The 15226-nt window shown below is 65.2% G+C and carries 7 protein-coding genes; 2 read left to right on the forward strand and 5 right to left on the reverse strand.

The genetic code is table 11. The features are described 5' to 3' along the window. Window positions 1–15: 15 nt before the first annotated feature. The gene (locus ACE3SS_RS02765; protein ID WP_374591054.1) at window positions 16–2271 is read right to left on the reverse strand and encodes a putative bifunctional diguanylate cyclase/phosphodiesterase; all 2256 of its coding nucleotides are present in this window, start codon (window positions 2269–2271) and stop codon (window positions 16–18) included. Beyond that, entirely contained in the window at window positions 2271–6074 is a 3804-nt protein-coding gene (locus ACE3SS_RS02770; RefSeq protein ID WP_374591057.1) for a response regulator, read from the reverse strand. Before ACE3SS_RS02770 ends, ACE3SS_RS02765 begins: the two co-directional genes overlap by 1 nt. 216 nt (window positions 6075–6290) lie before the next feature. Here ACE3SS_RS02770 and ACE3SS_RS02775 point away from each other — a divergent pair, with 216 nt between their 5' ends. Then, window positions 6291–8117 (forward strand): ATP-binding protein, encoded by a 1827-nt coding sequence (locus ACE3SS_RS02775; RefSeq protein WP_374591060.1) that lies wholly within the window; start codon window positions 6291–6293, stop codon window positions 8115–8117. Window positions 8118–8124: 7 nt separating this feature from the next. Here the strand turns inward: ACE3SS_RS02775 and ACE3SS_RS02780 are convergent, their stop codons facing one another. From ACE3SS_RS02780 to apbC, 3 genes are all read right to left on the reverse strand, one after another. Beyond that, complete coding sequence (locus tag ACE3SS_RS02780) at window positions 8125–8790, reverse strand: response regulator (protein WP_374591063.1); 666 nt, start codon at window positions 8788–8790, stop codon at window positions 8125–8127. A gap of 82 nt (window positions 8791–8872) precedes the next feature. After that, window positions 8873–11896, reverse strand: coding sequence for a PAS domain S-box protein (locus ACE3SS_RS02785; protein WP_374591066.1), 3024 nt, complete (start codon window positions 11894–11896; stop codon window positions 8873–8875). Window positions 11897–11916: 20 nt separating this feature from the next. Then, a complete protein-coding gene (apbC, locus tag ACE3SS_RS02790; protein ID WP_374591069.1) occupies window positions 11917–13005 on the reverse strand; it encodes an iron-sulfur cluster carrier protein ApbC in 1089 nt (362 codons plus the stop codon). 133 nt (window positions 13006–13138) lie between these two features. Between apbC and metG the strand changes: the two genes are divergently transcribed. Next, window positions 13139–15223, forward strand: a complete 2085-nt coding sequence (gene metG, locus ACE3SS_RS02795; protein ID WP_374591072.1) for a methionine--tRNA ligase — start codon at window positions 13139–13141, stop codon at window positions 15221–15223. Window positions 15224–15226 lie beyond the last annotated feature (3 nt).

The raw sequence follows: 15226 nt of genomic DNA on the forward strand, positions 1-15226 counted from the left end.
GCGGAGGGGCCCGACTCAGGCGTTGGGCACGGCGCGTTGTGGGCGGTTGCCGGCGCCGCGCACGCCCGAGGGCGCGGTCAGCGTTTCAGTCACGTTGATCCAGGGCGCCGCGCGCGGTTGGATCGTTTGCAGCACCCATTGCTCGACTTGCTCGGGCGGCAAGGGCTTGCTGAACAGGTAGCCCTGCATGATGTGGCAGCCCAGCGAATGCAGCACCTGCATCTGGCGCAGGTCTTCGACGCCTTCGGCGATCACGCGCAGCCCCAGCGAGCGCGACAGCGCAATGATCGCGGCCACCACGGCCGAGCTCTGTGGCGTGATGCCGAGGTCGCGCACAAATGATCGGTCGATCTTGAGTTCGCTGATGGGCAGGGTGGTGAGATAGGCCAGCGACGAGTAGCCCGTGCCGAAGTCGTCGATCGAGATCTCGACGCCGAATTGGGTGAGCCGGTTGAGCGCCGGGATCACGCCTTGCAGATCCTTCATCAGGCCGGTTTCGGTGATTTCGAGTTGCAGTGCGTGGTGGCTGACGCCCTGGTTGGTGACGGCGTCTTGAATGCGGTCGATCAGGTCGTCGCGCTCGAACAGGCGGCTGGGCAGGTTGACGGCGATGGACGAGTCGAAGCCGATGCTGTCTTTCCAGCGTTTCGCCTGGCGGGCGGCTTCGTCGATGGCCCATTCGCTCATCGGGATGATCAGGCCGGTTTCTTCGGCCAGCGGAATGAAATCGGCTGGAGGCACCAGCACGCCGTTGCGCTGCCAACGCATCAACGCTTCGGCGCCGACCATCTCGGCGGTGCGCACGTCGACCTTGGGCTGGTAGTGCAGCACCAGTTCGTTGCGCTCCACGGCCTTGTGCAAGGCGGTTTCGAGCTCCAGCCGCTCGCGGCCCTTGCCAGCAAGATGCGGCGCGTAGAGCAGGGCGCTGTTGCGGCCTTGTGCCTTGGCGGTGTACATCGCCACGTCCGAATTGCGCAGCAAGTCGGCGACGTTCAAGCCGTCGGTCGGGAACATCGCGATGCCGACGCTGGCCGTGACGAAGCATTCTTGCCCGCCCACGAGGATGGGTTCGCGCAGGACTTCCAGTACGTGCTGGGCCACGCCCTGCACCTCGGCTTCGGTATGGATCTCAGGCAGCAGGGCCACGAATTCGTCGCCACCCAGTCGGCCGACAGCTTCGAGCGTGCGGTGCCAGCGGGTCGGGCCGGCATCGACCGAGCTTTCGAGCACCTGATCGGAGTGGCGCACGCAGCTGCGCAGTCGGCGCGAGACTTCCATCAGCAACTCGTCGCCGGCCGCGTGGCCGAGCGTGTCGTTGATGATCTTGAAGCGGTCGAGATCGACCAGCAGCAGACCCACGCGGTGATTGAGTCGCTTGGCGTGCTCGATGGCGCGCTCGGCGCGCCAGATCAACTGGCGGCGGTTGGGCAAGCCGGTGAGCGCATCGAAGTTGGCGAGATGCTTGATCTTGTCTTCGGCGATGCGGCGGTCCGTGACGTCTTGCACGATGCCGGTGTAGCCCAGCAGCGCCCCCTGCTCATTGAACTCCGGCTCGGCCTCGATGTGCACCACGCGCTGGCGGCCGTCCAACTGGATGATGGGGATGTCGGTGCAGAGGATGGTGCTGTGGTGGATCACCTGCCGCAGGATGGTCAGCAAGCCGTTGCGATCCTCCTCGGCCAGCATGCGCAGCACCCCGCGCAGGCCGAGCTGGTCGCCGGCACCCAGGCCGAAGACGCGCAAGCCTTCGACCGAGAAGACGATGCCACCGTGTTGGCGATGCCAGTCGAAGCTGCCCATGCGGGCCAGGTCTTGCGCGCGCGCCAACTTGGTCTTGCTGCGTTCGAGCTCGTTGCGGGTGCGCGAGGCGCGCAGCAGGTAGCGCAGGCGCCCGGCCAGCAGGCTCCACTGGGTCGATTTGACGAAGAAATCGGTTGCGCCCGCTTCATAGGCGCGGCTGATCGAGGCGTCGTCGTCGAGACCGGTCAGCATGAGCACGGGCAGCGATTCATAGCCCGGCAGATGGCGCAATTCCTTGCAGGTCGAGAAGCCGTCCCGGCCCGGCATGATGGCGTCAAGCACCACCACATCGGGCAACCACTCGGTCAGCATGTGGATGGCTTGCTCGCCGCTCGATGCTTCGGTGATCGAGAACCCACGCTCGCGCAGCGCGATCGAGGTCAACAACAGGTTGACTTCATCGTCGTCGACCAGCAGCACACGAGGCTGCTCGACCGGGTCGTCGTCCGCGAAGAGGGGTTGCGAATTCATTACTTGTTTTGTAGCAGGGATCGAAGGCTTTGCACCACTAGGTCAATTTCTACCGACAAGTTTTCAACGCGCGGCCCAAGGGCACCTCCCGACCCCTGGCGAATCATCAACTCGATTTCGGCACACATCTGCGACAACTTGATGGCCCCGATGCTGGCCGAAGACGATTTCAAGGTGTGCGCAACGTGACTGATGCCCGTTAAATCGCCATTCGCGTGCGCTTCGAGCAGCATGGGCTGAAGTCGGCCGACCGACGCCTCGAAGGCATTGAGCACGCGCTCAAGCAGCTTGTTGTCGCCGTTGGGGTCGAGATCGCGCAAGCGCTTGAGAGCTTGCGGATCGAGCACGATCGGCGCGGACTCGGTTGCGGATGTGACTTGTGTCACGCTCGAGGTCGGCTGGGCAGTCGTTGCCCGGGCGGGATTCGACGACGCGACCGGCGGTGGCGTGTCGCCAGGGGGGGGAGGAGTGGTGGACACGGGTTTCAGGCGTTTGTTGAGCACCGCCAGCAACTGGCTTTGCCGGAAGGGTTTGGAGAGGTAGTCGTCGAAGCCGAGATTCAAGAAACGTTCCTCGTCGCCGTCCAGCGCGTTGGCCGTGACGGCGATGACGGGTGTGTCGGGCGGGTTGACGAAATCGAACCGGCCGTTGCGGCCGCGCCGGAAGTAGCCCAGCGCCTCGACGCCGTCCATTCCGGGCATCTGGATGTCCATGAGAACCAGGTCGAAGCGCTTCTCGCACAGCGCGCGCAGACCCTCCAGGGCCGAGCCCGCGACCTGGATCTGGCAGCCCAGGCGACGCAGCATGTGGCTGATGACTTCTTGGTTGACCGGATTGTCCTCGACAACCAGGATCGTGCGGCGCAATTCGGGCAGATCGGTCGAGCCGTCCAGCCGCAAGGGCGACACGCCGAGGATCGCCTGACGCAACTCGGACTTGCGCACCGGCTTGGCCACGAAGCGCTGGAAGCCCGCGTCTTGTGCGCGCCGCACGTCGTCGGGGCTGGATACCGACGATAGCAATATGAGCTTCAGCTCGGGGTGACGCCCCGATTGCCGCAAAGCCAAGGCCAGGCTGATGCCGTCCATATTGGGCATCTGCATGTCGATGAGCGCCAGGTCGAATTCGCCGGCCGGCTTGGCAAGCAAGGTGCTCAGCGCCTGCTGTCCATCGGCGGCCAGCGTGACCCGCATGCCCCAGGCCGTCAGCATGTTTTCGATGATCGTGCGGTTGGTCTCGTTGTCGTCGGCCACCAGCACGTTGAGTGTGGGCATGGCGACGCCATCGTGCTCGCCCGGCGAGGTGTCCGCCGCGTCACCGCAGCGCATGGGGACGCGGAAGATGAACTCCGAGCCGATGCCGGGTGCGCTGCGCGCTTCGATCTGGCCGCCCATCAGCTCCACCAGCTGCTTGGAAATGGCCAGGCCCAGCCCGGTGCCGCCATAGCGCCGGGCCATGCCGCCGTTGGCTTGCGTGAAGGCGTTGAACAGCCGTGGCAGCACCTCGGGGGTGATGCCGATGCCGGTGTCTCGCACGGTGAATTCGAGCATCAATTGAGGGCGGCCTTCCGACGTGATCGGCTCGGTAGGCTCGACCTGACGCAGGTCCACCACCACTTCGCCGCTTTCGGTGAACTTGATGGCGTTGGCCACCAGGTTGGTGATCACCTGACGCAAACGCAGCGGGTCGGCGTGCACGACAGCCGGCAAGCCGGCTTCTTCACGGAAGCTGAGCTCCAGGCCTTTTTCGTGAGCGCGCGGCGCCAGCAGTTCGAGCGTGTCCTCGACCACGCTGCGCAGCGAGAAGTCGGTGGACGCGAGCTCGAGTCTGCCCGCCTCGATCTTGGCGAAGTCGAGGATGTCGTTGATGATTTCGAGCAGGCTCTCGCCCGAGCGGTAGACCGCCTGGGCAAAGCGCCGTTGCTTGTCGGACAGCGGGGTGCCCAGCAGCAGCTCGGTCATGCCCAGGATGCCGTTCATCGGCGTGCGGATCTCATGGCTCATATTGGCCATGAATTGGCTCTTGGCCTGGCTGGCGGCCTCGGCCAGGTCACGGGCGCGTTGCAGCTCGAGCGCGTGACGCCGCTCGTCGGTCACGTCGGACACCAGACCGTAGATGCGTACGTCGCCGTTGGGCAGCCGGCGTGTGCGGGTGCAGTGGCGCAGCCAGCGCATGCCCTTGTCGGGGTGCTGGATGCGCAGGGTGACGTCGGTCGGCTCGAAGCGGGCTTCCTGGTCTTGCTGCAGCACGAAGAGCGGGCGGTCCTCTTCGATTACCACGTCTTTCAGGCTGTCGGGGCGGCGCAATATCTCGTTTTCGCTGACGCCCCAGAGGTCTTGCGTGCTGGGGCCCAGGTAAAGATAGTGCTCGCGCCCCGGCGTGGCGACGTAGACACAGTCTTCCATCGACTCGACCAGTTCGCGATAGCGCAACTCGGACTCCTCGAGATCGGTTTGCGCACGGCGGGCTCCGGTGATGTCGCTGGCCAGCGTGATCAGCAGACGCGGGGAGTCGTCGGCATTGCGCAGCGCGAAGTGGCGCGCGCTGATGGTGAGCATCGGGCCGCCAGCGCTCCATTGAAAGTCCCGCTCGATGGTGGCGTGCTTGTCGATGGCCTCTTGCATCGTGGGCAGCGCGAGCTCCAGCACGCTCTTGCCGAGAGCCTCGCTCACGGTGCGTCCGACCACTTCGTCGCGGCGCAGGCCGAATTCGAGTTCGGCGTAGCGATTGGTGGCCACGATGCGCAAGGTGCCGGGCTCGATCACGAACAGGCTCATCGGCAGGTTTTCCATCAGCGCCTCAAGGAACTCGCGTTCCATCTCGCGTTGATGCTCACGCTGCTTGCGCTCGGTGATGTCGGTGAACAGGCAGACAAATTGCCGACGGTTGTCGGTCTCGTCGAGCATCTGGATGGCGTCGATCTCGCCCCAGTAGCTTTGCGTGCCCCCGCCGGACTGGCGATTCGCGGCGTATTCGAGGCGGAAGGCCTGCCCGCGCTCGAACTGGCCGCCGAGCTCGGGCACGCAAGCGCGGCTGGCGTCGTCGAACGACAGCAGTTCGCACAGGGTGGCTCCCTTGACGCGATCGCTCGTCCAGCCGGTCAAGTCGAGCAGTGCCCGGTTGAACCATTCGATCGTGCCGTTGCGGTCGGTGATGGCCACGCCGCTGGCAATGCGCGAGGCCACCAGCGCCAGGCGGCCCAGGTGCTCGGTGCTGCTGGCGATGTGCGCCTTGTTGGCTTCGCGTTGTGCTGCGGCGCAAAGCTGGATGCGGGCCAGTTCGAGCAATTGCGGCAACTGCGGCGGCTGGCGCACGGGGTCGTACATCTCCAGCACGGCTTGCGGCACGCCATCGACCACCACCGGAACGGCAATCACACGGTGCACCCGGCGCGGTCGCCAGGCGTGAGCCTCGTTGTGCGAGCTGGTCGGCAATTCGCAAATCACGGCGGCTTGACGAGTGATGGCCCAGCCGATCGGCGCGTCGTCGCGGTGCACGGTGCCCAGCGAGGATACGTCGATGTGGTCCATGCCCCCGGTGGTGGTTTCGCCCCACGGACGCACCAGTGCGTTCTCGCCGTTCCAGCCTTCCATGCGTAGTCGCATCATGCCGCGCGTTCCCAAGTGGGCCTGCAGCAGGGTGCCTACCCGGCTCAGCGCAGCGCCGAGCGACGTGGCCGAATGCGCGGCGTCGGCCAGCGCCAAGGCAATGTCGAGCGCGTCGCGGTCGGCCGATGCCATGCCGGGCATGCCAGTGCCAGGCAAGGGCTGAGTCGCGGCGATGTCGGTGGCTCGATGATCCATGAACTGCTCAGTATCTCAATCCAGCTAGAACGAGGCGGGCACCAATATGTCGATGGGCCAGCCAGTGTAAGTATTCAGACGACGCAATATCCGCCGCAGGACATCGCCGATCCCGCGTTCGTCTTCCCTCTCGCGTGTTTGTATGCAAAGCATGCCGGATTTGGCAATTGGCAAAAGGTCGAAATGACCGGTGGGAGCCCCCAAATACGACGTTGAGTGCGCGTCACTACCGAGGAAATTCAGACGCCAATCCTTACAATCACGACCATGAATCATGCTCGCCACGACGAGCCGGCGATCGCTGGCCGAAGCTTGCCCTGGGCCAGGTTGCTGGCTGCGGTGGTGGTGGCAACCTTGTTGCTGGGCGTGGTGCAATCGTTTTGGCAGTCCGCCGCAGCCAGTGCGGATACGCCTTTTATTTCGGGCTGGTGGCTCGGTTTGGCCGTCGGCTTGGTATTGGTGATGGCCGCCGCCTATTTTCTGGCCCGTCGCAATCGCTTGCGCCGACAGTATTTCGCGCAACGTATACAGAATACCCAACTGGTCGATTTGCTCGACGTCTGGTTCTGGCAGACCGATGCGGCATTTCGCCTGACGACCATTCGTCCGCCAGCCGGTTCTCCTGATTCGCACTGGGTCTGGGCTCAGGCGACAGGCGCGGAGGTCTGGGACACCTGGCCGGAGCCGTCGTCCACTCGCCTGGCGGGCGCGACAGATGCATCCGGGCCGTTCTCCGGAACAGTTCTCGGCACCCGATTGCGAGCACGGGCTCCGGTGATCGATGTGGTGGTGACCTGGCCTGCTTCGGGTCAATCGCAAAACTTCTTGCTGAGGGGCGTGCCACGATACGGGGCGAACGGTCAGTTCATCGGATTCGAGGGCACATTGCGTCCGGTGGCGCCGCTGGTCGCAACTGAGTCTGAACTCACCGCCGCAACCGCGCTGAACATGGCCGATGCCGTGATGCGCAGCCTGCCCAGCCCGGCCAGCCTGGTCGAGTGGGGCGGCAGCGATGCCAGCCGCCTGGTGGTTCGCCTCAACGCCGAGGCCGCCACGTATTTCCATCACATGGAATACGCACCGACGGCGCTGCCGGTGTCGGCTTTGCTGGCCCATGCTCCGAGTGAGTTGGGGCCGCAAGCCTATTTGAATCTCGTTGATGCCGTGACGGAGTTGCTGCGCGACGCGCCCTCCGTGACTCTGCTTGGTCGACCGCATGCGGTGGTCAAGCAGATCGGCTCGGTCGATGTCGAGGTGAAGCTGGTGGCGGCCTGGGCGGATGGCCGGCGCGCGCCGTGGTTGCTGTTGAACTGGCGTTGCCGCGACGATCACGAGCAGCAGGCGTTGCGCGACGAGCAAGAGGCTTTCAGCTATGCCGTGTCCCATGATCTGCGTGCGCCGCTGCGGGTGGTGGAAGGCTTCACGCGCATCCTCAAGGAAGACTACGGCCGCACGCTCGATCGCATCGGCAACGATCATCTGGAACGCGTCCTGGGGGCTGCCGCCCGCATGAACGGCATGATCGATGCCCTGCTGGCGCAGGCCAAACTGTCGCGTCAACCCATGGCGCGGCAGCCGGTCAATCTGTCGCAGCTGGCCAGCTTCGTGATCGACGATCTGCGCAAAGAGACGCCCGATCGGCTGATCGACATCGACATCACGCCGGGCATGCAGGCCGATGGCGACCCCATGCTGCTACGCATCGTGCTTGAAAACCTGCTGGGCAACGCCTGGAAGTACAGCGGCAAGAAGGCCCGAGCCCGCATTGAATTCACCCGTGAGCTCAAAGACGGGCGTGCCGGCCAATGGGTCTACGCGGTGCGCGACAACGGCGTCGGCTTCGACATGCGTTACGCCGACCGCCTCTTCGGCATGTTCCAGCGCCTGCACAGCGCCAACGACTACCACGGCACGGGGGTTGGGCTGGCCTCGGTTCGGCGCATCATCCACCGGCATGGCGGGCAGATCTGGGCGGAGTCCGAGGTGGATCAGGGGACGACGTTCTATTTCACCCTTGATCCGGGTGCGCCGTCCCGCCCTTGAGCAGGGCTTACTCGGGGCCGAGTTCGCTGAGCGTTTCTTGCGCTTCGATCAGACGGGTCGCGTGGGCTTCGAGGCTGATTTGTTGTGAGCCGGCTACCTTGCGCAGGCGCTCCAGGGCTTGCTGGCGCGACAGGCTGTAGCGGTGCATCACGATACCCATGGCCACCGCCACGGTGACCGATTCGGCATCGGCCGATGGCGGCGCCGAAACCGCTTCAGCCGGTTCCTCAGCCTCATGCACGACTGGTTCGTTGCTCGCCACGGTGCGATCGTCCGCGCTATGAGTGGCCAGCGTGGCCGTGCGGGAGCGCAGGTTCGAGAATGCCGCCTCGACGGCCGGCACGATCTGGTGGATGTCGAGCGGCTTGACCAAGTAGGCCACCGCGCCCAATTCTTTGACTTGCGCGACCGTGGCGTCGTCGGAGAACGCCGACAGGAACATGAACGGCATCTGGCAGTAGTCGCGCAGATAGGCTGCCACGTCGAAGCCGGTCTTGCCCTCCATGCGGATGTCGAGCAGCGCCAGATCGGGTTTGTGTTCCCGCGCGAGCAGGATGGCGTCGTCGCCGTTATCGGCGTCGATGACTTCGTAGCCGGCCTGCGAAAGGCCGTGGGTAAGCGTCGCCAGCACCAGGCGATCGTCGTCCACGACCAGAATCTTGCCCTTGTTCATTTCTTGTCCTTGCTGCCCGGCACCCGAGAGTCAAGCCATTTGACCCGTTTTTGGCGTGGCCATGCGCAACAACTCGTTTGTTTCATTGTGGCCAAAGAGTGATTTGCTGACCAGTAGGCTCTTCGGCAGGGGTGCCTGGCATCAAACGCGACACGCCCGGTGGTTTGATATCGATGGTCGCCAAGACCCGGTTGCTGTTTTGCGTCAGGCTGAACTGCGCGCTGCGTCGTGGAAGCAGCGCGCGCACCAAGCCCAGGCCTGATACGCCGCCCGGGAAGCGGTCGAGCGAAAAATCGGGCGGCAGCGTGCCTGGGCTGTTGATCTCGACGCGCACCGCCGCCTCGTTGCAGGCAAGCGAACATTGGATGTCGCCGGGTGCGCCGTGCTTGATCGCGTTGGCCAGCAATTCGTTCATGCACAGCGCGATCGGGATCGACTCCGCCTCGGGCAGCATCCACTCGTGGGCGCAATCGCCCGTGACCGACAGCGCGATGGGACGCCCGAAAGTACGTTGCACCGATTGGGCAATGGCCTCGATGACGCTGCGCAGCTTGAGCGGCCCGCCGCTGCCGACTTGCAAGCCGTAGACCTGGGCAATGGCCTGAACCTGGCCGACGACCTCCGAGATCGCCGGGGCGACTTCGGGCTTCTTGGCCGCGATCTGCTGCAGCAGGCCCGCCACGCCCTGCAGGTTGTTCTTGATACGGTGGTGCACCTCGCGCACCAGCAGATCGCGCTGGGTGATGGCGGCTTGCAGCTTGGCCTTTTCGGCCGCCCGCTGGTCGGTCACGTCCGTTGCGACGAGAAGCAATTGATCGGGCGGCAACCCGGGTTTGCTCAAGGGCAGGTAGCGGGCGTCCCAGATCTGCAGGTTGCCGTCGTGCTGGGTACGGTACTCACGTTGCAGGACTTGGCCGCCGCTCAACGCGAGATCCATGTCGGCGTGCATCGATGCCGCCACATCGGACGGGTAGATGTCTTCGGGCGTCTTGCCGATGGCGTCGTTGCGCGGCATGCCGGCAATCGAGGCGGCCAGCTGGTTCATCTGCAGCACGCGCAGGGTGCGGGCGTCGCGCAGCGTGATGGCCAGTGGGGCCATCTCGATGATCCGTTGCAACGAAGCCTGGGCCTCGGCCGTGCGGGCCTCGGCCTGGCGGCGGCGCTCGATGTCGAGCAGGGCGTAGGTGATCTGCCGCCGGCCGCGCTGGCCGGTGGTGACCACGGCATTGCCCACCACCCAGAAGGTGCGGCCGTCGCGCGCCATGACCTGGCATTCAAACGTGTGCGCCTGGCCTTCGAGCAGTTGCTGCAGGTAGGCGGTGTCGCGGAACGGGTGTTCGGGTTCTTGCGTGGCAACCGTGCTGATGGGCTGGTTGAAGAAGTCGGCCAGATCGCCGCCGAACATGCGGCGCGCCGAGCGGTTCATCCACTCGATGCCCCGGTCGCCCACGGTGACGATGCCGACAAAGACGGAATCGAGGATGGCGCGGGTGCGCTCGGCTTGCAGGGTCACGACCTGCTCGGCGCGGTGGCGGTCGTCCACGTTGACGCAGGACACGATCACGCCGGCATCGGGCTGGGCGGGGTCGACCAAGCGCTGCGTAATCTGCACCCAGACCCGGCTGCTGTCGGCACGGCGCAGGGCGTGCTCGGCGCTCCAGTCGTGGTCAGGGCGGGGCGGTACGGTGCTGGCCTGCGTGCCGCCGGCGTCTTGGCCTTGCGCGTAGAGCGATGTCCATTCCATGCCCGTGAGCGACTGCCCGGGGCGGCCCAGCAGCAGGGACAGCGCCGCGTTGGCGCGCTGGATGAGACCGTGCTGTACGAAGGCGATGCCGACGCCCGAGAGGTTGAACATCAGCTCGCGGTCGCGGGCCATGGCTTCCAGTTCGAGCTGCTGCAGCTTGCGGCGGGTGATGTCGGTCAGCACCGCGATGGCTTCGACCTCGCCGCCGTCCGGGGCACTAAGGCGGCGTACCGAAAGCGCGTACCAGACATGCCCGCCATTGGGCAGCGCGATGCCGACTTCGGTTTCGAACGTTTCGTTGGTCTTGAGCGCGGTTTCGGTCTCGCTGATCAACCGCAGGCCATGCGGCACGTGGGCCAGGGTCTGCTGGGTATGCGCGCCCGCCGTGCTGCCGGCGGCCAGAGCCAGCATGCGCTCGAAACGGCGGTTGCTGCGCACGAAGTTGCGGCCGCGCACATAGGCGATGCCGGCGGGGCTGCTTTCGAGAATCGTGGTCAGCTCGTGCAGCAGGCGCTCGCTGCGGTGCTGGGCCTCGATTTGCTTGGTCACGTCGAGCGTGACCACCGAGGTGGTGCGCTCGCCCGACGCCAGGTTGCCGGGTTCGACGTGGGTGTAGAGCCAGCGCGTGCCCAACTCGGGGTGCTCGATGGCGTAGCGGGCATCGACCTGCTCGCCGTGCTTGATGGCCTTCTTGACGCGCTCGAACTCGGGCAAGGTGGCCGCGGAAACGGTGTCGCGGCTGATCGATTGCAGGCCCAGCGACGAGGCTGCATCGACGCGTGGCATGGCTTGAGGTGGCTGCGAGGCGCGGTTACCGGCCTCGACGGCGGTGCGCGGGCTTGGCGATGCCGCGTCTGAAAAAGTGGCCAGTCCGGCGCCGGCGGCTTCGATCAGGGTTTCGAGCTGCAAGCGCGCCAGATCACGTTCATCCAGGGTCTGCAGGTCTTCGATCACGCAGGTGAGGTGCGGTGCGAGGTAGGCCGGGGCGGCCGGCTTGCTGGCTTGTTGACGATGCAAGCGAGCCTTCAGGCGCTTGCTGCCTCCGCCGGCTGGCGTGACGCGCCCCGATGCCTCAAAGGCTGGCAGATCGGCCAAAACGGTTGTTGTCGATGAATCGAGAAACGACGCGTGCCAGACAGCGGCTTGCGGCCACCCGAGCAACTGCTGCAACTCGGAGGGGGCGTGTTCGAGCGGGCCGCAGACGAAACCCGTGAGTCGCTGAAACGCCCGGTTGGATCGCAGCACCGTGCCGGCGCTGTCGATCCAGGCCATGCCCACGGGCAGCCAGTCGAGACCAGCGTCCCAGACTGGCAAGGCTTGGTGGGCGGGCTCGAGCGCCTCGCTCGCTGTTGAATTTGGCATGTCTGGGGGCGACCGAATGCTCAGGTCTTGCTCGATACCGTGATCGTCGGGAACTTGCTCGAATAGTCCTTGGCCAGCCCGCCGATTTTCACGGCGACGCGGCGGGCGATGGACTTGTACAAACCCGCAACGTCGCTATCCGGGGCGCTCACCACGGTGGGGGCGCCCGAGTCGGCCTGCTCGCGAATGTGCAGGGCCAGCGGCAGCGAGCCCAGCAGATCGAGCCCGTGCTGCTCGGCCATGCGGCGCCCGCCGTCGGCGCCGAAGAGGTGTTCTTCGTGGCCGCACTTCGGGCAGTGGAAGACGGCCATGTTCTCGACGATGCCCAGCAGCGGCACGTTGACCTTCTCGAACATGCGTAGGCCGCGCTGGGCGTCGAGCAGGGCGATGTCTTGCGGCGTGGTCACGATGATGGCGCCGGTGAGCGGCACGCGCTGGCTCAGCGAGAGCTGGATGTCGCCGGTGCCGGGAGGCATGTCGACGATCAGGTAATCGAGGTCGTCCCACGCAGTCTGGCGCAGCAGTTGGTCGAGCGCCTGCACGGCCATCGGGCCGCGCCAGATCAGCGGGGCGTCTTCGTCCACCAGAAAGCCGATGGAGTTGACCTGCACGCCGTGGCTCTTGAGCGGCGTCATCATCTTGCCGTCGGGGCTCTCAGGCCGGCCCGACAGCCCCATCATCATCGGCTGGCTGGGGCCGTAGATGTCGGCGTCCAGGATGCCCACCCGCGCCCCCTCGGCGGCCAGCGCCAGGGCGAGGTTGGCCGAGGTGGTGCTCTTGCCCACGCCGCCCTTGCCGGAGGCCACGGCGATGATGTTTTTCACGCCCGGCAGCAAGGGCACGCCGCGCTGGGCCGTGTGCGCCACGATCTGGGTCTTGAAATGCGGGGTGACTTGCTGGGCGCCGACTGAACGCGCGGCCTGGGTGAAGGCTTCGGTCCAGATCGGCCACAGGCTTTGCGCCGGGTAGGGTACGTCCACGTCGAACGACACGCTGGTGCCGTTCAGGCGCAGGTTCTTGAGTTGCTTGGTCGAGACGAAATCGCGCCCCGTGCTGGGGTCGATCACGGCGCTCAGGGCGGTCAGGAGGGTCGATTCGGTGAGGGACATGAACAAAACGGCTGGGGCGGTGGGCAATAAAACGTCAGGCGGCGGGCCGCGGACGAGTCAGTCTAGCGTGAGCCCGCTGGCGCCGCCGGGCCCTGTCTCTAAAATCCATGGGCTGAACGCTTTAAAGAACACCATGACCCGCAAGCTCTTCGTCACGACCGCGCTCCCCTACGCCAACGGCCATTTCCACATCGGCCACATCATGGAATACATCCAGGCCGACATCTGGGTGCGCTTCCAGCGGGGCCAGGGGCACATGGTGCACTTCGTGGGGGCGGACGATGCCCACGGCGCGCCGATCATGATCGCGGCCGAGAAGGCCGGCAAGACGCCGCAACAGTTCGTGGCCGACATCGCCGCCGGCCGCAAGCCGTATCTCGACGGGTTCCACATTCGTTTCGACAACTGGCACAGCACCGATACGCCCGAGAACACCGAACTGGCGCAGGGCATCTACCGGGCTTTGCACGCCGAGGGGCTGATCTCGACCAAGACCATCGAGCAGTTCTACGACCCGGTCAAGGGCATGTTCCTGCCCGACCGCTACATCAAGGGCGAGTGCCCCAAGTGCGGCGCGAAAGACCAATACGGCGACTCGTGCGAAGCCTGCGGCGCGGTCTACAGCCCCACCGAGCTGAAGAACCCGTACTCCACGCTCACCGGCGCCACGCCCGAGTTGCGTACGTCCGATCACTACTTCTTCAAGCTGTCCGACCCCGAGGTGGTGTCCTTCCTGAAGGAGTGGACGCAGAACAGCGGCCTGCAGCAAGAGATGGTCAAGAAGGCCAGCGAGTGGTTCGAAGCCGGCCTGGCCGACTGGGACATTTCGCGCGACGCACCGTATTTCGGCATCGAGATCCCCGGCGCGCCGGGCAAGTATTTTTATGTGTGGCTGGACGCCCCGATCGGCTACCTCGCCAGCCTGAAGAACCATTTCGACCGCGGTCAGGCCGCCAACCACTGGCACGAAGCCTCGCGCACCTCGCAGAGCTTTGACGAGTTCGTCGCCGACCCAGCCGTGGAGCAGGTGCACTTCATCGGCAAGGACATCGTCTACTTCCACACCCTGTTCTGGCCGGCGATGCTGAAGTTCAGCGGTCGCAAGACGCCCACCGCCGTCAACGTGCACGGCTTCATGACCGTGAACAACGGCGAGAAGATGTCCAAGAGCCGAGGCACGGGCCTCGACCCGCTCAAGTACCTGAGCCTGGGCATGAACCCCGAGTGGCTGCGCTACTACATCGCCGCCAAGCTCAATGCCAAGGTAGAAGACGTCGATTTCACGCCCGAAGACTTCATGGCGCGGGTCAACGCCGACCTCGTCGGCAAGTACGTCAACATCGCCAGCCGCTGCTCGAACTTCGTCCACAAGTACTTCGAGGGGGCGCTGGCCCGCCTGGTGGACGACGACGGTCAGCCGCTGCGTCTGATCCCCTTGCAGGCGGTGACGAGCCGGCAAGACGCCATCGCCGATGCGCTCGACAAGCGCGAGTACAGCCGGGCGATCCGCGACATCATGGCGGCGGCGGACGAGATCAACCAGTATTTCGACACGGCCAAGCCGTGGGATCTGGCCAAGGACGCCGCGCAGCATGCGCCCAATAGCGAGCTGCACGAGGTGCTGTCGGGTTGCCTGGAAGCGTTCAAGTACCTCACGCTTTTCCTCAACCCGATCCTGCCCGTGATCACGGCCAAGGCATTCGCCTTCCTGGGCTTCGATACGCCGCTCGCGTGGTCGCAGCGCGCCACGCCGGTCACCACGATCCGCAAGTACGAGCACCTGATGACGCGCGTCGAGGCCAAGCAGCTCGAAGCCCTGTTCGAGGCGCCGCCGGCCGTGGTCGAGGCGCCCAAGCCAGGTGGTGAAGAAATCGCGCCCACCATCACCATCGACGACTTCGCCAAGGTGGACTTGCGCATCGCCAAGATCGTCAATGCCGAGCACGTCGAAGGCAGCGACAAGCTGCTGCGCCTGACGCTCGACGTGGGCGAGGGCAAGACGCGCAACGTGTTCTCGGGCATCAAGTCGGCCTACAAGCCTGAAGACCTGATCGGCAAGCTGACCGTGATGGTGGCCAACCTGGCGCCGCGCAAGATGAAGTTCGGCTTGAGCGAGGGCATGGTGCTGGCGGCCTCGCATGCCGACGAAAAGAAGAACCCCGGCATCTACGTGCTGGAGCCCTTCGCCGGCGCGCAGCCGGGCATGCGGGTGCGTTGAGGA

The organism is Aquabacterium sp., from assembly GCF_041915145.1.
Taxonomy (GTDB): Bacteria; Pseudomonadota; Gammaproteobacteria; order Burkholderiales; family Burkholderiaceae_C; genus Aquabacterium.

What these genes read in the sequence shown, in the direction of transcription:
- ACE3SS_RS02765 (WP_374591054.1), bottom strand. Translation starts at nt 2,271, where the DNA reads ATGAATTCGCAACCCCTCTTCGCGGACGACGACCCGGTCGAGCAGCCT.
- ACE3SS_RS02770 (WP_374591057.1), bottom strand. Translation starts at nt 6,074, where the DNA reads ATGGATCATCGAGCCACCGACATCGCCGCGACTCAGCCCTTGCCTGGC.
- ACE3SS_RS02780 (WP_374591063.1), bottom strand. Translation starts at nt 8,790, where the DNA reads ATGAACAAGGGCAAGATTCTGGTCGTGGACGACGATCGCCTGGTGCTG.
- ACE3SS_RS02785 (WP_374591066.1), bottom strand. Translation starts at nt 11,896, where the DNA reads ATGCCAAATTCAACAGCGAGCGAGGCGCTCGAGCCCGCCCACCAAGCC.
- apbC (WP_374591069.1), bottom strand. Translation starts at nt 13,005, where the DNA reads ATGTCCCTCACCGAATCGACCCTCCTGACCGCCCTGAGCGCCGTGATC.
- metG (WP_374591072.1), top strand. Translation starts at nt 13,139, where the DNA reads ATGACCCGCAAGCTCTTCGTCACGACCGCGCTCCCCTACGCCAACGGC.